This window comes from Pseudomonas sp. GX19020 (assembly GCF_023371075.1).
In the GTDB taxonomy this organism is placed as follows: Bacteria; Pseudomonadota; Alphaproteobacteria; order Rhodobacterales; family Rhodobacteraceae; genus Pseudogemmobacter.
Window position 1 is genome coordinate 12,634 of sequence record NZ_JAMCCR010000013.1, and the last position, 17,100, is coordinate 29,733.

General features: G+C 63.2%; 15 protein-coding genes. 10 read left to right on the forward strand and 5 right to left on the reverse strand.

Annotated features, from left to right (window positions below; genetic code table 11):
• Positions 1–201 precede the first annotated feature (201 nt).
• From M3484_RS17445 to M3484_RS17465, 5 genes are all read left to right on the forward strand, one after another.
• Positions 202–1,089, forward strand: a complete 888-nt coding sequence (locus M3484_RS17445; RefSeq protein WP_283258488.1) for a DUF1403 family protein — start codon at positions 202–204, stop codon at positions 1,087–1,089.
• Position 1,090: 1 nt separating this feature from the next.
• Entirely contained in the window at positions 1,091–1,726 is a 636-nt protein-coding gene (gene scpB, locus M3484_RS17450) for an SMC-Scp complex subunit ScpB (RefSeq protein WP_249498514.1), read from the forward strand.
• Between the two features lie 511 nt (positions 1,727–2,237).
• The gene (locus tag M3484_RS17455; protein WP_249498515.1) at positions 2,238–3,068 is read left to right on the forward strand and encodes a phosphogluconate dehydrogenase C-terminal domain-containing protein; all 831 of its coding nucleotides are present in this window, start codon (positions 2,238–2,240) and stop codon (positions 3,066–3,068) included.
• Between the two features lie 89 nt (positions 3,069–3,157).
• The gene (locus M3484_RS17460; protein ID WP_249498516.1) at positions 3,158–4,417 is read left to right on the forward strand and encodes a RuBisCO large subunit C-terminal-like domain-containing protein; all 1,260 of its coding nucleotides are present in this window, start codon (positions 3,158–3,160) and stop codon (positions 4,415–4,417) included.
• Complete coding sequence (locus M3484_RS17465) at positions 4,417–5,775, forward strand: four-carbon acid sugar kinase family protein (RefSeq protein ID WP_249498517.1); 1,359 nt, start codon at positions 4,417–4,419, stop codon at positions 5,773–5,775. The genes M3484_RS17460 and M3484_RS17465 overlap by 1 nt, the downstream gene beginning before the upstream one ends.
• Before the next feature lie 19 nt (positions 5,776–5,794).
• Here the strand turns inward: M3484_RS17465 and M3484_RS17470 are convergent, their stop codons facing one another.
• From M3484_RS17470 to iolG, 5 genes are read right to left on the reverse strand one after another with little or no spacing between them, the layout of a single operon-like run.
• Positions 5,795–6,934 carry a Gfo/Idh/MocA family protein gene (locus M3484_RS17470; protein WP_249498518.1) on the reverse strand — a complete coding sequence of 380 codons (1,140 nt, stop codon included), beginning with the start codon at positions 6,932–6,934 and terminating at the stop codon, positions 5,795–5,797.
• Entirely contained in the window at positions 6,924–7,898 is a 975-nt protein-coding gene (locus M3484_RS17475) for a hydroxyacid dehydrogenase (protein ID WP_249498519.1), read from the reverse strand. The genes M3484_RS17470 and M3484_RS17475 overlap by 11 nt, the downstream gene beginning before the upstream one ends.
• Positions 7,898–8,707, reverse strand: a complete 810-nt coding sequence (locus M3484_RS17480; protein ID WP_249498523.1) for an HpcH/HpaI aldolase family protein — start codon at positions 8,705–8,707, stop codon at positions 7,898–7,900. Before M3484_RS17480 ends, M3484_RS17475 begins: the two co-directional genes overlap by 1 nt.
• Positions 8,708–8,734: 27 nt before the next feature.
• Positions 8,735–10,165, reverse strand: a complete 1,431-nt coding sequence (locus M3484_RS17485) for an NAD-dependent succinate-semialdehyde dehydrogenase (RefSeq protein WP_249498524.1) — start codon at positions 10,163–10,165, stop codon at positions 8,735–8,737.
• A 5-nt stretch (positions 10,166–10,170) separates the two neighbouring features.
• Positions 10,171–11,178 (reverse strand): inositol 2-dehydrogenase, encoded by a 1,008-nt coding sequence (gene iolG / locus M3484_RS17490; protein WP_092902731.1) that lies wholly within the window; start codon positions 11,176–11,178, stop codon positions 10,171–10,173.
• 106 nt (positions 11,179–11,284) lie between these two features.
• Between iolG and iolD the strand changes: the two genes are divergently transcribed.
• The 5 genes from iolD to M3484_RS17515 are packed head-to-tail and all read left to right on the forward strand — an operon-like array spanning position 11,285 to position 17,082.
• A complete protein-coding gene (gene iolD / locus M3484_RS17495; RefSeq protein ID WP_249498525.1) occupies positions 11,285–13,156 on the forward strand; it encodes a 3D-(3,5/4)-trihydroxycyclohexane-1,2-dione acylhydrolase (decyclizing) in 1,872 nt (623 codons plus the stop codon).
• Between the two features lie 4 nt (positions 13,157–13,160).
• The gene (gene iolE, locus M3484_RS17500; RefSeq protein WP_249498530.1) at positions 13,161–14,054 is read left to right on the forward strand and encodes a myo-inosose-2 dehydratase; all 894 of its coding nucleotides are present in this window, start codon (positions 13,161–13,163) and stop codon (positions 14,052–14,054) included.
• Positions 14,051–14,863, forward strand: a complete 813-nt coding sequence (locus M3484_RS17505; protein ID WP_249498531.1) for an SDR family oxidoreductase — start codon at positions 14,051–14,053, stop codon at positions 14,861–14,863. The genes iolE and M3484_RS17505 overlap by 4 nt, the downstream gene beginning before the upstream one ends.
• 3 nt (positions 14,864–14,866) lie before the next feature.
• The gene (locus M3484_RS17510) at positions 14,867–15,928 is read left to right on the forward strand and encodes a sugar phosphate isomerase/epimerase family protein (protein WP_249498533.1); all 1,062 of its coding nucleotides are present in this window, start codon (positions 14,867–14,869) and stop codon (positions 15,926–15,928) included.
• Positions 15,925–17,082, forward strand: coding sequence for a Gfo/Idh/MocA family protein (locus M3484_RS17515; RefSeq protein WP_249498535.1), 1,158 nt, complete (start codon positions 15,925–15,927; stop codon positions 17,080–17,082). The genes M3484_RS17510 and M3484_RS17515 overlap by 4 nt, the downstream gene beginning before the upstream one ends.
• The last annotated feature ends 18 nt before the right edge of the window (positions 17,083–17,100 follow it).

The following is a 17,100-nucleotide window of genomic DNA, read 5'->3' on the forward strand; positions in this document are numbered from 1 at the left end:
ACGCACGCATCGGCAGAGGCATCGCCTGGCCGAGCTGCAGGGAGATTCAAAAATAAGCCTCTCCGGGGCAAAATGCGCGCAATTTCCATCCGGTGCTGCCATGCGACAGCTGCGGCGGTTAGTTTTCAGGGAACTGGCGTAAACCGCCGAGATATGCGAGGCTGTGGCATGTCACGTGCTCCGAAACCCTCCTTTATCCCTATGCCAGGCCCAGCTGCGCTGCCGCGCTGGATCCGGCAGGGCGTGGGCCGCGATGATATTGAAGCGGCAATGTTTTCTGCCGGCGCGGCGCTTGCCGCGCTGGATGTGGCGGCGCGCTCGGACGACCCGGTCGGAGAGCTGTGGCGCAAGCGGATGGCCCTTGGGGCTGCGACTGCAGTTTCGGGGTTTGAGGGGCGGCGCGAGGGCGAGGCCCAGTTGCGCGATGCTTTCGTCCTGCGGCGTTCGGAGGACAATCCTGGCCCTGCGGGGCGGATGCTGCTGGGCTGGCGCGCCCTTGGCGAGGCGCGGGCCTTGCGGTCGGCAGAATGGCCGGTGCGTCTGCCAGGGTTTTTCGATCTGTCCCCTGCGCTGGTCGCGGGGCCACTGCAGGACGCCGGCACCCGGTTTATTGGCCGCACACCGCCCTTACGCTTTGCCGCGACTGCCGCGCGGGAGGTTCTGACGCTGGGGCCGGCCTGTCGCGGCCTTGCGCTCTGGCTGGCAGATGCGCTTCTGGCGCGGGCGCTTGGCTGGGAGCGTCCTGTGCCGTTGCTGGCGACCCAGCTGCCGCGTGCGGCGTTTCGGCTCGAAGGGGAGGCCTGGCTGGCCGTCTGTGCCGAAGCCTGGGCGAAAGCGGCAGTTGCGGCATATGATCTCTGGGCCGGGCTTTTGCAGCGCGGGAATGCATTGCGCTCGGCGCCATTACGGCGTCCGGGAAAGGATACTGCCCAGATCATCGCTGCGCTTTTGAGCGAGGATGCGCTGATCGCTCGGGCGGGGGCCGAGGCCAGCGACCGCGCGGCGCGGCGGCTGTTTGACCGGCTCATCTCGCTGGGCCTGGTGCGCGAGCTGACCGGGCGGTCAAGCTTCCGGCTGTATGGGCTCTGAGATGGCGGACGCGCAGGAGACGCTGGATACCGAACTGGCGGCTTTGCCCCAGGCACTGCGGTGGCGGGAATGGATGGCGCGGGTCGAGGCGGTGCTTTTTGCTGCATCCGGGCCGGTGACACGCGAGGTGCTTTTGCGGGTGGTCGGGCGGGACTGTCCGCTTGATCTTCTGATCGGAGATCTTGCGGCCGAACTGAGCGGTCGCCCCTATGAGATCGCCCGCATTGCCGGCGGCTGGCAGTTCCGCACGCGGTCACAATACGCGGCGGCGATCCGGGTGGCGTGTGGCGGGGAAGAGACCAGCCGAGACATGACCCGCAATGAGGCACTGGTCCTGACCATCATCGCCTATATGCAGCCGGTGACACGCGGCGGGATCGCGCGCCTGACCGGGCGCGAGGTCAGCCGCGATCTGATCGCCCGGCTGCATCGCCAGGCGTTGATCGCGCGCGGACCGCGCAGCCCGGAGCCCGGTGCGCCTTATACCTATGTCACGACGCCGGGCTTTCTGGCGCAATTCGGGCTGGAGACGCTGCGCGATCTGCCCGATCTTGAGGCCCTGGAGGATGCGGGGCTGCTGAAACCGCGCAACGATGTGGCGCTGGATCTGCCGGTCGCCGGTGAAGAGACCGACTGAGCCGCTCGCCTCTCTCGCAATGGACCAAATCCATGCCGCGCATCGCCGATTGCCCGGGCCGGGCCGTTGCTCGCCCTGTAGCATCCGTGAACTCAAGGGTGATCTGTTGCGCAGAGTCCGTCGATTGCGCCCGATTCTTTACTGTAATTCCCAGCAATGATCCGCGGCTTACCGCTCCACTGCAGTGCGGGAATTCGGGGGCCCCTTTCTGAATGCCTTTGGCTGCAAGGTCGCGACAGAATTTCTGGATCGCTACGACATCCGCTATATCCGGGACCGGGGCGGCCGTGCAGCGATGACGACCGAGGAGTTCGTGGCGCGGCACCGGGGGCAGGCGCTCCGGATCGATTGCCATTGTGAGGGTCTGCAGCCGATTGTTTTTCCGGCTGAGGGAGCCCGTCAGGATCTGGTTCACAATTTCTTACATAGCGTCGTGCGTTGCGCATGGCCTCTTGCACTTTTGCGATGACTGGCGCACTCATCATACCAGTTGAGCATGGGGAGAGTGAAGATGACCAGATTGGCCCTTTTCGGCGCCGGTGGAAAAATGGGGATGCGCCTGACGCGCAATCTGCTGAACAGCGATTTCGATGTGACCTATGTCGAGGTCTCGGAAGCCGGTCGCCAGCGCGCGAAAGACGCGCATGGTGTCGAATGCATCGGCCCGGACGAGGCGGTCAGAAACGCCGAAGTCGTGGTGCTTGCAGTGCCTGATACCGCCATTGGCGCGGTCGCCCGCGATATCGTGCCGAAGCTGAATCCCGGCACGATGGTGGTTTGCCTGGACGCTGCTGCACCATTTGCCGATCACCTGCCCGAGCGCGCCGATATCACCTATTTCGTGACCCATCCCTGCCACCCGCCGATCTTCAATGACGAAGCCACTCCGGAAGGTCGCAAGGACCATTTCGGTGGCATCGCTGCGCAGCAAGGCGTGGTGAATGCGCTGATGCAGGGGCCGGAAGAGCATTATGCGCTCGGTGAGAAAGTCGCGAAAACCATCTACGCGCCGGTAGCCCGCAGCCATCGCGTCACGGTCGAGCAGATGGCCTATCTGGAGCCGGGCCTGTCGGAAACCGTCTGCGCCTCGCTGCTCGTTGTAATGCGCGAAGCGATGGATGAGGTCATCAAGACCGGCGTCACCTATGACTGCGCCCGCGACTTCCTGCTTGGCCATATGAACATCCTCGGCGCGGTGATCTTTGACGAGGTCAAAGGCGGCCAGTTCTCGGATGCCTGCAACAAGGCGATCGAATTCGGCAAGCCGGTGCTGATGCGCGACGACTGGAAGCGTGTTTTTGATTTCGAAGAGATCAAGGCCTCGATCATCCGCATCACCTGAAAAGGTGAAAGACCACCCGCTGCGCCCCTCCTCCTCCTCCCCCCGGCGCGGCGGGTGGACCTCGTGACCGGGGAGGGGCGAGGTAGACCATGGCCCAGGACCAGATCCGCTTTCACTATCTGATCGAGACACCGGAAGACCCCGAGCGGATGGCGGTGAAGATCGCGACCGATCAGTCGACCGGAACGTTTACCGATCTGCCGGGAGAGACCGCGGATGTGAAGGCGCGCTGCGCCGCACGGGTGGTTTCGGTGACGGAACTGGAACCGGCAGCGGTGCCGGCCTGGCCGACAGATGCGCCCGGGCCGTTCCGCCGTGCCGGGGTGGTGATCGACTTTCCGCTGGAAAGCATCGGCACGGATTTTGCGTCGCTGCAAACCATTGGCATAAATGCGCTTTATGCGACACGTGGTCTGACGGGGGCGCGGCTTCTGGATATCGAATTGCCCAGTGCCTATGCGTCGCATCCCGGCCCGCAATTCGGGGTCGAAGGATCTTACCGGCTCTGTGGTCTCGATTATCCGGCCAAGGCGCCGATCATTGCCTCGATCATCAAGCCATCTTTGGGCCTCTTGCCCGAAGAGGTTGCAGGCATGGTGCGCGAGCTCTGCGAGGCGGGGGTCGATTTCATCAAGGATGATGAAAAGCTGACCTCGCCGGCCTATTCGCCCTTTGACGACCGGGTGGCCGCGATCATGCGGGTGATTGACGATCACGCGCAGAAGACCGGCAAAAAGGTGGTCTATGCCTTTGGTCTGTCTTCGGCTGATCCGGAAGAGATGCTGCGCCGCCATGATGTGGTGGTGAAACATGGCGGCCAGGCGGCGGTCGTTAATATCAACTCCATCGGCTATGGCGGCATGACCTTTCTGCGCCGCCGTTCGGCATTGGCGCTGCATGCGCATCGGAATGGCTGGGATCTGATGACCCGGCATCCGGCCATCGGCATGGCCTTCCGCCCCTATCAGAAAATCTGGCGGCTGCTGGGCGTTGATCAGTTCCAGATCAACGGCATCGCCGCGAAATACTGGGAGCCGGATGAAAGCTTCCTGCAATCATTTGCCGATATGGCAGAGCCGATTTTTTCACCTTCGGACCGCGCGCTGCCGGTTTGCGGATCCGGGCAATGGGGCGGTCAGGCGGTGGCCACATATCAGGGCACCGGCGGCGCGCTGGATCTGATGTATCTCGGCGGCGGCGGTATTCATGGCCATCCGATGGGGGCGGCGGGCGGCGTACGTGCGATCCGCCAGGCCTGGGAGGCGGCGGCTTCGGGCATCGCGCTTGCGACCCATGCACAGACTCATCCGGAACTTGCGGCTTCGCTCGTGAAATTCGGGAAGAAATGATGACAGCTGATTATGCGCTCGATTTCGCCTGGTATGGCGACGATTTCACCGGCGCTGCGGCGACGATGGAGGCGCTGGCCTTTGGCGGCTTGCCGGCGGTGCTGTTTCTGGAAATGCCGACGGCAGAACAGCTCGCGCGCTTTCCCGGGCTGCGGGGGGTAGGGATAGCCTCTACCTCGCGCACACAAAGCCCTGACTGGATGCGGGCGAACCTGCCTGGGGCCTTTCAGGCGCTGGCGGATCTTGGCGCGCGGGTGATCCATTACAAGGTCTGCTCCACCCTCGATTCCGCGCCGCATATCGGCAATATCGGATGCGCGCTTGAGATCGGGCTGGAGCTTTTTGACAATGCTTTCGTACCGGTGGTGATCGCTGCGCCGCAGATGCGGCGCTATCAGGCGTTTGGCCATCTCTTTGCCGGGGTGGGCGGTGAGGTGCATCGCCTCGACCGCCATCCGGTGATGGCGCGCCACCCGGTCACCCCGATGGATGAGGCCGATGTCGCGCTGCATCTGTCGCGCCAGACCGATGTGGCGATTGGCTGCCTGACACTGGAAGATTACGCAAGCGGCGCGGATGCGGCGCTGGCCGGGCTTATGGCCAAAGGCGTCAGGGCGGTGACTTTAGATGAACTGGATGCGGGATCCGAGGCCGAGGCCGGGCGGCTGATCTGGGCGGCATCGGAAGGGAAACCCCTGTTCGCAATCGGCTCGCAAGGCGTGGAATATGCGGTGATCCGGCATCTGGTTGCCTCGGGGCAGCATGTTTTACCGCCGATGCCGACAAGCCGGGGCAGGGTTTTGACGCCGGTGATGGTGGTCTCCGGCTCGGTTTCGCCGATCACAGCGGCTCAGATCCAATGGGCGCGGGCGAATGGTTTCACCACTTTCGTGCTGGATGCGGCGGCTTTGTGCCGGGGTGAGGATGTCGTGACACCTCTGCGCGCTGCGGCGCTGGCCGCATTGCAGGCTGGCCAAGACGTGCTGGTCCACACGGCGGAAGGACCGGAAGATCCTTGCGTCGCTGCTCTGGCTCAGGCCCTGAAGGAAACCGGCACCGATCCGGCGGTGTTCAACCAACGGATCGGCGAGACGCTGGGTGCGCTGCTCGCGGGTCTTACGCGGGAGGCCGGGCTGAGGCGGGTGGTGATCTCGGGCGGCGATACATCCGGCCATGCCATGCGGCAGATGGGGATCTTCGCGCTGGAGGCCCTGGCGCCGACCATTCCGGGTGCCTCGCTGTCGCGCGCCCATGCGGCCGGCGATTTCGATGGGCTGGAGATTGCGCTGAAAGGCGGTCAGATGGGCAGCGAGGATTACTTCGGCTGGATCCGCGACGGCGGAGGCGCGCGCCCGTAATCACGGGCGCGGCAGATGTTCAGCCCGGCACTTTCAGCCATTCACGCGCCGCAGAAGAGCGCTGGATGGTCTCGACCAGGGTCTGGATCCTGAGCCCCGCGCGGAAGTTGAAGGGCTCGGGCGACTGGCCCGCGATGGCGCGGATATAGCCTTCAACCTCGATGGCTTTCAGATCGTTGAACCCGAGCTGATGGCCCGGCGCCACGCAGAAACGACCGTAAGGTGCGTGATCCGGCGCGGCCTCGATCCGACGAAAACCACGGCGGCCGGGGGCGTCTTCGGTCGAATAAAAATGCAGCTCGCTGAAGCGTTCCTGGCTGAATGACAGCGCGCCTCTGGTGCCGTAAACCTCGAAATCATGCTGCATCTTTCGGCCCGTGGCGATCCAGTTGCCCTCGACCGAGCCCTGCGCGCCATTGGCGAAACGCAGGAAGGCGCGGCCGACATCATCGACCTCGACACGGCGTGTGCCGCCTTTGCCATCGGGGCGGGATGGGATCAGCGTCATGCAGTCACCCATGACATCGGTGATCGGTCCAAGCAGGAATTCTGCCGTTGCCAGGGCATGGCTGCCGATATCGGCAAGCGCGCCGCCGCCCGCCGGATCATGGCGGAAGGTCCAGGGGCCGTTCGGGTCGGCCATGTAATCCTCGGCATGAAGACCGCGATAACCCCGGATCTCGCCCAGTTCGCCGCCCGCGATCATGTCGCGTGCCAGCCGCAGCATCGGGTTGCAAAGATAGTTGAAACCGACCTGGGTTTTCACCCCGGCCTGCTCTGCCGCGAGGGTCATCTCCAGCGCGTCGGTGGCAAGCGGCGCCAGCGGTTTCTCGCAATAGACGTGTTTTCCGGCCGCAATCGCCGCCAGTGACATTTCCTTATGGAGCGCGTTCGGCGCGGTGATCGAGATCAGGTCGATCTCCGGATTGCTGATCAGATCTCGCCAGTCGGTGGTCCAATGCGCGAAGCCCAGTTCCCGCGCGGCGCGGGTGGCGGTCTCAACCGTCACATCGGCGACAGTGTGCAATTCGAGATCATAAGGCAGTTCGAAAACTTTCGGAGCCGAAGTGAAGCCGAAGACATGGGCCTTGCCCATGAAGCCGGTACCGATCAGGCCGATCCGGAGTTTGGGTTTATGCGTGATCTGATCAGCTGGCATTGGCGACATCCCGGTTGACGATGAGCTGCGGGTCGATGCTGCCCGCAAGGAAATTGACCGCATTCTCGATGGAGGAAACCGCCATCCGCGCGGCACATTCGGCGGTGAGGCCGGCAATATGCGGCGACAGCACAGCATTCGGCAGATCAAAGAGCGGAATATGCCGGCTGGGCGGTTCCTCGGCAAAAACATCCAGCCCCGCCGCACCAACCTGGCCCGAGATCAGAGCTGCTGTCAGCGCATCTTCATCGACCACGCCGCCGCGCGCTGTATTGGCGAGGACAACACCCGGTTTCATCAGCGCGATCTCTGCGGCGCCGATGGTCGGATGCTCGGCTTTCGGCACATGCACCGAAATGCAATCGGCCCAGGCCAGCGCTTCGGCGAGGTCGGTGACCTCGCCCACCTGGCCCTTTGGCCAGCCGCTGCGCGAGAGCCAGGGATCATAGGCGCGGATCTTCATATCGAACCCTGCTGCCATCTTTGCCAGCCGCTGACCGGTGCGGCCATAGCCGATGATCAGCAGGTTCTTGTCGGAAATCTCATGTGCTTCCAGCCGGTTGCGCCAGTTCCATTCTGACGGCTCGCGCACGGCACGGTCCGCGAGCAGCACGCGTTTCGCGCCCGCCAGCAACTGCATCATCGCATGTTCCGCAACCGAGACCGAATTGACATCGCCGACAATTGTCAGTGCGATCCCGCGCGCATTCAGTGCCGCAAGATCCACGGAATCGTAACCAACCCCATGGCGCGAGACCACTTTCAGCCGCCCGGCCTTTGCGATGGTTGCCGCCGTAAGCGGCTGGGTGCGGATCACCAGCGCATCCGCCTTATGGATCAGCGCGGCGCAGGAGGGTTCGGATACCTCTTCGACATAGTCGATGGTGAAACCCTTGGTCTTCAGCACGTCGAGCAGCGCGGTGCCTGAAGGATGCAGCTTGCCGGCGATCAGGAGATGCGGCATCAATAGCCCCCTTTCGCTGCAATGGGTGCAGGGGCGGCACCGGTCAGATCGCGCCATTTCGTGACAGAGGCCGAGGCCGCCGCCGCCAGCAGCCGCGAGTCGCCGCCAACGGTGGTCAGATCAAAGCCCCAGCCAATCGCGCGGGCGGCGTAATCGGCGGTGCCGCAATGCAGGCAGGCACGGATATTGTTTGCCTTGCAGACCGCGAGGATGTGCCGGATCAGTGCAATCAGCTCCGGCTCTTCACGATCAAACCCGATGGGATGCTTTGTGCCGGTGGTGCCAAGCGTCAGATCGGCGGGGCCGATATAGATGCCGTCAAGGCCGGGCGTGGCGGCGATGGATTCTATATTGTCGACACCGCCCTGGGTCTCGATCATCGCGAGCGCCAGCACCTGGTCATTCGCGGCCGAACCATAGCCCCCATAGGCTACCGCCGCGCGGGTCGGGCCATAGCTGCGCTGGCCCTGCGGGGGGTAGCGGGTGTAGCTGACGAATTCGGCGGCCTCGGCGGCGGAATTCACCATCGGGCAGATGATGCCCTGGGCACCGGCATCCAGCGCTTTCATGATCGCCCCCGGCTCGCGCCAGGGTACACGCACCATCGGCGTCACCCCGGAGGCGCGCATCGCCTGGAGCATTGGCAGCACCGCCGTATAATCCAGCGCGCCATGCTGGGCGTCGATGGTGATGCTGTCATAGCCCTGCGCCGCCATGATCTCGGCGGTGAAGGGGTTTCCGATGGAAAGCCAGCCATTGATGGCGGCGCGCCCCTCGGACCACTGTTGTTTCAGCCGGTTGGTGAACATGCCGGTTCCTTTATGAGCGCGATCTGGTCAGAACAGGATTTGGGCGAGTTTGGTGTCGAGATAGTCCCGGATCCCTTCGGACCCGCCTTCGCGGCCCATGCCGGACTGGTTGGTGCCGCCGAAAGGCGCCTCGGAGGCCGCAAGGGCAAAGCTGTTGATCCCGATCATGCCGGATTTCAGCGCAGCCGTGACACGCCGGGCGCGATCAGCCGAGCGGGTGAAGGCATAGGCCGAAAGGCCCATGTCAGAGGCATTGGCACGGGCGATGACCTCTTCCTCGGTCGAGAAGCGCGAGATCGCGGCGATGGGGCCAAAGTTTTCTTCTGCAAAGACCCGCATATCGTCGGTGACCTCGGTGAGGACGGTCGGCTCGTAGAAATGGCCTTTGTTCAGATGCGCGGGGCGGCGGCCGCCATGTTTCAGTGTCGCCCCTGCCTTGAGCGCATCGGCAACGATGGCTTCGATCTCGGTGAGACGCCCGGCATTGATCAGCGGGCCCATGCCGGTTTCGGGGTCAAGCCCGTCACCCACTCTGATCTTCGCCGCGCGGGCGACAAAGCCCTCGACAAAGGCATCGTGCAGACTTTCATGCACGAAGAAACGGTCGGCGGTGACGCAGACCTGGCCCGCATTGGCGTATTTCGTCGCGACGGAAAGATCGAGCGCGGCCTCGAGATCGGCATCATCAAAGATGATCAGCGGCGCATTGCCGCCGAGCTCCATCGAGACCTTTTTCACCGTCTCCGCCGCGTCGCGGATCATCTGCTGGCCGACGCGGGTTGACCCGGTAAGCGAGACCTTGCGCACCCGTTTATCCGCCATGATCGGCGCATAGGTGTCGGCGGTGGAGCCTACCACCAGACCCACGGCCCCGTCCGGCAGACCAGCCGCGCGCAAACAATCGACCATCACCATGGCAACGCCCGGCGTCTGCGAAGACGGGCGCAACACCACCGGGCACCCGGCGGCAAGCGCCGGTGCAAGTTTGCGCGCGGGCAAAGCTGCGGGAAAGTTCCAGGCGGTGAAAGCGCCCACGATGCCGACCGGTTCATGGCTGATTTCGAACCGTCCGCCTGGCACCCGGCTGTCGACGATCCGGCCATAGATCCGCCGCGCCTCTTCGGCATACCAGCGGAACTGATCACAGGCGAGCACCCATTCCCGGCCTGCCTGGGCGATGGGCTTTCCGGTCTCAAGCGAGATCATCCGCGCGCCTTCCTCCGTGCGGCGGATCATCTCATCGGCGGCCCGGTGCAGCGCGTCGGCGCGACCAAAACCGCCCATGGCGCGCAAAGGGTCTTGCGCGGCGGCGGCTTTATCCAGCGCCGCACGGGTCTGCGCGACCGAGGCGAAGGCAACAGCCCCGAGAGAGGCGCCGGTGACCGGAGAGTACACCTCTCCCGTTGTGGCGCCGGGGATCCAGGCGCCACCTGTGAACAGGCCGAAATTGTCGTACATGGGGCTTAACCGATGTCTTTCGTGAGGATGGTGCGGCCTTCGGCCACCGACCTGATCGCAGCCTCGGCGAGGATCAGCGCCTGGCGACCGTCTTCAAAGGTCATTGGCGGCGTGGTGCCGTTTTCGACCGCATCGACAAAGGCGCCGATCTCGGCGGCAAAAGCATCGTCATAACGCTCGATGAAGAAGTTCAGGAGCGGCGGCGCTTGTTCAGTGAACTCGGCCCCGAAGAGCCGCACTTTGGTCATGGCGTGGTTTTCCGAGATCGCCATGCCTTTCGACCCGAAGGCCTCGACCCGCTGGTCATAACCGTAGACCGCGCGGCGTGAATTGTTGATGATCGCCTGCTTGCCGGAGGCGGTTTTAAGGACCACGGTGACGGTGTCGTAATCGCCGAGTTTTTCCATCAGGCCGGGCTTGACCAGCCGCGAGCCGGTGGCGGAAACCTCGGTCACATCCTCGCCCAGCATGAAACGCGCCATGTCGAAATCATGGATGGTCATGTCGCGGAAGATGCCACCCGAAACCTCCATATAGGCATCGGGGGCCATGTCGGGGTCGCGCGAGGTGATGATGACCTGGTGCAGATCACCGATCTGGCCCGAGGCAATCGCCGCCTGCACGCCCGCATGGCCTTTATCCATCCGGCGCACGAAGCCGAGCATGATCGGAACGCTTGTGCCTTTGATCTTTGCAGCGCAGGCATTGACGCGGGCAAGCGACAGATCAATCGGCTTTTCGCACAAAGCGGGTTTGCCGGCAGCGACCGCGGCCTCGATCAGATCGGCATGGGTGGCGGTCGAGGAGGCAATAAGAATTGCATCGACATCTTTCGAGGCGATCAGCGCTTCGGCGCTGTCGAACCGGGTCACGCCCAGTTTTTCGGCCATTTCGGCAGCAGATGGGGTATGAATATCGTAGACACCGGCGAGCGCCGCACGCGGGTGTGCTGCGATGTTTTCGGCATGCATGCGGCCAATGCGGCCCGTGCCGATTACTGCAATCCTGAGCATTGAGTCTCCTCCCCAACTTTGTTGCAATAATCATTGCTATGACGTTGCATTGTCAATATGCATTCCGTAAGCATTGAGAAAAGATACATCCGCAGGAGGAGGCGAGATGACCGGATCTACTGTGCGCCTGACTATGGCGCAGGCCCTTGTTCGTTACCTTTGCAACCAGTTCACCGAGATTGACGGGCAACGTGTTCCGCTTTTCGCAGGTGTTTTCGGCATCTTCGGCCATGGCAATGTGACTTGCCTCTCCGAGGCGCTTGAGGTGGTGCAGGATCAGCTTCCGACCTGGCGCGGGCAGAATGAGCAGTCGATGGCGCTCGCTGCGATTGGATTCGCGAAAGCGAAACAGCGCCGTCAGCTGATGGTTGCGGCGACCTCCATTGGCCCGGGTGCGGCCAATATGATCACGGCGGCGGGTGTGGCGATGGCGAACCGGCTGCCGGTTCTTCTGATCGCGGGGGATACATTCGCGAACCGCGTCCCTGACCCGGTGCTGCAGCAGGTGGAGCATTACAGCAACCCCTCGATCACCGTGAATGACGCGTTCAAGCCGGTGGTGCGCTACTGGGACCGCATTGTTTTGCCCGAACAGATCATCCAGTCGCTGCCCCAGGCCGTGGCCGTGATGCTGGACCCTGCCGATTGCGGCCCGGCTTTCATCGGTCTGGCCCAGGACACCCAGGAAGTGGCCTATGATTACCCGGAAGTCTTCTTTGAACCCAAAGTCTGGAAGATCCCGCGTCCGCGCCCCGACCGCGATTCGGTGGCGCAAGCTGCCGAAGTGCTGAAAGGCGCGAAACTGCCGCTGATCATCTCGGGCGGTGGCGTGCGCTATAGCCGTGCCGAACAGGCGCTGGCCGATTTCGCCGCCAAACGCGGTATCCCGGTTGTGGAAACCGTGGCCGGCAAGGGCGCCTTCACCCATGACCATCCGGTGCATATTGGCCCCGTGGGCATCCTCGGCTCGACCTCGGCGAATGAGCTGGCGCGCGAGGCGGACGTGATCCTTGCTATCGGCACCCGGCTGCAGGATTTCACCACCGGCTCCTGGACGGCATTCTCGAAATCAGCGCAGTTCATCTCGCTGAACGCGGCGCGGTTCGATGCGATCAAGCATCGGGCGCTCTCGGTCGTGGGCGATGCGAAGGAAGGTATTCTGGAGCTCGACGCGGCACTTGGCAGCTGGAAGGCTGACGCGGGCCTGTTGACGCGCGGCAAGAAGCTCTTTGCGGAATGGAACGGGCTCCTCGACAGCCTCCAGGCCCCGACGGATGCAGCGGTGCCGTCCTATCAGCAGGTCGTCAATGTGGTGAACCAGGCGGCGCGTCCGGGTGATACGCTCGTCACCGCAGCTGGTGGTCTGCCGGGTGAGGTGGTCAAAGGCTGGCGGGTCAAGGACCCGCATACCTTTGATTGCGAATTTGGCTTCTCCTGCATGGGCTATGAGATCCCGGCGGGCTGGGGCGCGGCCATGGCGCAGGAAGGTCCTGGCGGCACCGGCGGCACGCCCATCGTGATGCTGGGTGACGGCACCTATATGATGGGGAATTCCGACATCTATTCCGCAGCACTGACCGGCCATAAGATGATCGTGATCGTCTGCGACAATGGCGGCTATGCGGTGATCAACCGGCTGCAACAGGCCAAAGGCGTGCCGGGTTTCAATAACCTGTTGAAAGACTGCCGCATCCGGGATCGCAACAACCCGCTGCATGTCGATTTCGTCGCCCATGCCAAATCAATGGGTGCGGCGGCGAAACATGTCGAAAGTCTGGCCGACCTGCCGGCGGCTCTGGAATGGGCATACGACCAGGACGGCGTGACGGTGCTGTCGATTGTCACCGATGCCTGGACCTGGACGCCGGGTGATGCCGACTGGGATGTCGGCGTGCCCGAGGTCTCGACCTTTGAATCGGTCCGCACCGCCCGTGCGAACCAGGAAAAAATCCGCAAACAGCAGCGTATCGGGGTCTGATACCATGAAAGCGAAACTTGGAATTGCCCCGATTGCCTGGTGGAATGACGACCTCGCGGAACTGTCGGATGATGTGAGCCTTGAGGAATGTCTGCGCCAGGCCTCGGTCGCGGGCTTTACCGGCATGGAGACCGGCCGCCGCTTCCCGATGGATATGGCAGAGCTTGGGCCTATCCTGGACCGCTTCGGAATCTCGGTCTGTGGCGGATGGTTCTCGGGTCTGCTGGTCGACGGCGATATTGAGGTCGAGAAGGACCGTATCGCGGAACAGATGGCCTTTTTCATCGCCGCCAAAGCACCCTGCATCGTCTATGGCGAGACCGCGCGCTCGATCCAGGGTGTGCGCTCGGCCCCACTTGCGACCAAGGCGAAGCTGACTGAGCCCGAGATGGAGGCTTACGGTCGCAAGATGAGCGATTTTGCCGACTGGTGCGCGAAACAGGGGATGCCGATCTCCTATCACCACCATATGGCGGCGGTGGTCGAGACCGAGCCGGAGATTGATCTCTTCCTGAAGCATTCTTCTGTGCCGCTCTTGTTTGATGCCGGTCACCTCGCCTTCGCGGGCGGCGATCTGATGCGGGTGATCGACAACCACCATGCGCGGTTTACCCATGTCCACACCAAGGACATCCGGAAATCGGTGATTGACGGCCTGGACCGTACGAAAGAGAGCTTCCTTGATGCGGTGATCAAGGGTGCCTTTACCGTGCCGGGCGATGGTTCTCTGGACTTTGAGGCGATTGTGAAAGCGCTGGCCTCGAAAGGCTATGAGGGCTGGTTCGTCGTCGAGGCAGAGCAGGATCCGAAGGTCTCGCCGCCGCTGGAAATGGCAGTGAAGGGCCATAAAGAGCTGATGCGCGTCATGGCCGCCGCCGGCTATGAGGTGGCGAAATGAACCGGATCGACGGCAAGGTCGCGATTGTCACCGGCGGCACCCAGGGCCTTGGCGCGGCGATTGCCCGGCTCTTTGCCGAGGCCGGTGCAGCGGGGATCGTCATCGTCGGGCGCGGCGAGGAAAAGGGTCGTGCGGTCGCCAAATCCATCTTTGAGGCGACCGGTGTGCCGGTCGAGCTGGTGCTCGCAGACCTTGGCAATATCGACGATGTGGCCAGAATCGTCCCTGCGGCTGACAAGCGTTTCGGCCGGGTCGACATCCTCGTCAATGCGGCGGGTCTGACGGATCGCGGCAATATGCTGAATACCTCGCCGGAGCTCTTTGACCGCATGATCGCGGTCAATACCCGCGCGCCGTTCTTCCTGATCCAGGACGCGGCAAAGGTGATGATCCGCGAAGGGATCGAAGGCCGTGTGGTCAATATCGGTTCGATGTCGGGGCTGGCGGGCCAGCCTTTCCTCGCGCCCTATTCGACTTCGAAAGGTGCGCTTTCGACCCTGACCCGCCATGCCGGTTTCGCGCTTATGCGGCATAAGATCCATATCAACCAGCTCGATATCGGCTGGATGAATTCGGACCATGAACGGGCGCTGGTGCTGTCAGAAACCGGCGATCCCGATTTCATCGACCGGGCGGCGGCGGCCAAGCCCTTTGGCCGGATCCTTGACCCGAAAGAGGTCGCGAAGGCGGTGCTCTGGATGGCCTCGGACGATGGCGGCATGATGACAGGCGCGGTGATCCCCTTCGATCAGTCGGTCTATGGCGGCTATGACGACGCACCCGTGCCTGCGGGCGCGCTGGAGGGTTGAGCGATGCGCACGATCAAAGGACCAGGGGTCTTTCTTGCGCAGTTTGCTGCGGATGACGCGCCCTATAATACGCTGCCGGGCCTCGCGGCCTGGGCGGCGGAGAAGGGTTTCAAGGGCGTGCAGATCCCGACCTGGGAGACGCGGCTGATCGATATGGAAAAGGCCGCGACCTCGGACGCTTACCGAGATGAGATCAAGGGCCTGCTGGCCGATCACGGGCTGGAAATCACCGAATTTGCCTCGCATATCACCGGGCAGCTGGTGGCGGCGCATCCCGCACATGACGGGGTGCTGGACGCCTTCGCACCCGCGCATGTGCGTGGCAACCCGGCGCGGCGGCGCGCCTGGGCCGAGGAACAGCTTCGCTTCGCGGCGCGGGCCTCGCAGCGGTTCGGGATCGACCGGCATGTGACATTCTCCGGCGCTCTGCTCTGGCCCTACCTCTACCCCTATCCGCAATGGCCCGAGGGGCTGGTGGAAGAGGGTTTTGACGAACTTGCCCGCCGCTGGACGCCGATCCTGAACGATTTCGACGCGCATGGCGTGGATGTCTGCTATGAAATCCACCCGATGGAAGAGCTGCATGACGGCCATTCCTGGGAATATTTTCTTGGCAAGGTGAAGGGCCATCCCCGAGCCAATCTGATGTATGACCCGAGCCATCTGGTGCTGCAGGGCATGGATTATCTCGCGTTTATTGACCATTACCATGAGCGTATCCGCACCTTCCATGTGAAGGATGCCGAGTTCCGCCCGGATGGCAAATCCGGCGCCTATGGCGGCTATATGCCCTGGGCGAAACGCGCGGGCCGCTTCCGCAGCCCCGGCGATGGTCAGGTCGATTTTGGGGCCATCTTCACGAAGCTGTCCACTTACGGCTTTGACGGCTGGGCGGTTCTGGAATGGGAATGTTTCATCAAAAACCCCGAAGACGGCGCGCGCGAGGGGGCTCAGTTCATCAAAGACCACATCATCCGCGTCTCGGATCGGGCCTTTGATGATTTCGTGAAATCCGGTGCAGACCGGGCAGCCAACCGGGCGATGCTCGGGCTGGGGGAAGCATGACGCGGCAATTGCGGCTTGGAATGATTGGCGGGGGGGAAGGGGCCTATATCGGCAATATCCACCGCCTTGCGGCGCGGCTGGATGGTGCCTGGGTGCTGGTGGCGGGGGCATTTGACGCAGATCCCTCAAAGGGCAGGGCTTTCGCGCAAAGCCAGGGCATCGCTGAAGATCGCAGCTACGGGACCTATCAGGAGCTGATCGCGGGAGAAATTGCCCGTGCGGACCGCGTCGATGCGGTGGCGATCTGTACGCCCAATTTCACCCATTACCCGATGGCGAAGGCGCTGATCGAAGCGGGCGTCGCGGTGATCTGTGAAAAGCCACTGACCGCCACGCTGGAAGAGGCGCTGGCGCTGGAGGAACTCGCCCGGGTGCGCGGTGTTTTCATCGGCGTCACCTATACCTATTCCGGCTATCCGATGGTGCATGAGGCCCGTGCGCGGGTCGCGGCCGGTGAGATCGGCGCGGTCAGGACAGTGCAGGTCGAATATCCGCTGGAATGGATGGCGACGGCGATTGAGGCCCAGGGCAATGCCCAGGCCGCCTGGCGGACCGACCCGAAGAAGAACGGGCGCGGTGGTTCCATCGGCGATATCGGCACCCATGCCTATCACCTCGCGGGCTTTGTCACCGGGCTGCGGCTGCAATCGCTGACGGCGGATCTGGCGACATTTGTGAACGGTCGTTCGCTTGATGACAACGCGCATGTGATGCTGCGCTATGAGGGCGGCGCACGCGGGCTTTTGTGGTCGAGCCAGGTCGCCATTGGCAATTCCAACGGTGTCCGCATCCGGGTCTTTGGCGGGAAAGGCTCGCTCGCCTGGTATCAGGAACAGCCCAATGAGCTGATCCTGACCCCGCTTGAGGGCCGCGTGCAGACGCTCAAACGCGGTGCGGGTGATCTGTCACCGGCGGCGAAGGCGCGTACCCGCACGCCTCCGGGCCATCCCGAAGGCTATCTCGAGGCCTTCGCCAATCTTTATCTCGGCTTTGCCGAAGCGATCCGCGCCCGGGCAGAAGGCCGCGCGCCTGCGCCCATCGGCCAGGACCTTCCGCTGATCCGGGACGGGGTAAAGGGTGTCGCCTTTGTCGAGGCGGTTGTCGACAGCCATGAGGCGGATGATCAGCCCTGGATCACGCCTGTTGCCGTTTGAGACCAGGAGTTCACCCCG

What these genes read in the sequence shown, in the direction of transcription:
- iolE (WP_249498530.1), top strand. Translation starts at nt 13,161, where the DNA reads ATGAAAGCGAAACTTGGAATTGCCCCGATTGCCTGGTGGAATGACGAC.
- M3484_RS17475 (WP_249498519.1), bottom strand. Translation starts at nt 7,898, where the DNA reads ATGCCGCATCTCCTGATCGCCGGCAAGCTGCATCCTTCAGGCACCGCG.
- M3484_RS17480 (WP_249498523.1), bottom strand. Translation starts at nt 8,707, where the DNA reads ATGTTCACCAACCGGCTGAAACAACAGTGGTCCGAGGGGCGCGCCGCC.
- iolG (WP_092902731.1), bottom strand. Translation starts at nt 11,178, where the DNA reads ATGCTCAGGATTGCAGTAATCGGCACGGGCCGCATTGGCCGCATGCAT.
- M3484_RS17505 (WP_249498531.1), top strand. Translation starts at nt 14,051, where the DNA reads ATGAACCGGATCGACGGCAAGGTCGCGATTGTCACCGGCGGCACCCAG.
- M3484_RS17455 (WP_249498515.1), top strand. Translation starts at nt 2,238, where the DNA reads ATGACCAGATTGGCCCTTTTCGGCGCCGGTGGAAAAATGGGGATGCGC.
- scpB (WP_249498514.1), top strand. Translation starts at nt 1,091, where the DNA reads ATGGCGGACGCGCAGGAGACGCTGGATACCGAACTGGCGGCTTTGCCC.
- M3484_RS17485 (WP_249498524.1), bottom strand. Translation starts at nt 10,165, where the DNA reads ATGTACGACAATTTCGGCCTGTTCACAGGTGGCGCCTGGATCCCCGGC.
- M3484_RS17470 (WP_249498518.1), bottom strand. Translation starts at nt 6,934, where the DNA reads ATGCCAGCTGATCAGATCACGCATAAACCCAAACTCCGGATCGGCCTG.
- iolD (WP_249498525.1), top strand. Translation starts at nt 11,285, where the DNA reads ATGACCGGATCTACTGTGCGCCTGACTATGGCGCAGGCCCTTGTTCGT.
- M3484_RS17510 (WP_249498533.1), top strand. Translation starts at nt 14,867, where the DNA reads ATGCGCACGATCAAAGGACCAGGGGTCTTTCTTGCGCAGTTTGCTGCG.
- M3484_RS17460 (WP_249498516.1), top strand. Translation starts at nt 3,158, where the DNA reads ATGGCCCAGGACCAGATCCGCTTTCACTATCTGATCGAGACACCGGAA.
- M3484_RS17465 (WP_249498517.1), top strand. Translation starts at nt 4,417, where the DNA reads ATGACAGCTGATTATGCGCTCGATTTCGCCTGGTATGGCGACGATTTC.
- M3484_RS17515 (WP_249498535.1), top strand. Translation starts at nt 15,925, where the DNA reads ATGACGCGGCAATTGCGGCTTGGAATGATTGGCGGGGGGGAAGGGGCC.
- M3484_RS17445 (WP_283258488.1), top strand. Translation starts at nt 202, where the DNA reads ATGCCAGGCCCAGCTGCGCTGCCGCGCTGGATCCGGCAGGGCGTGGGC.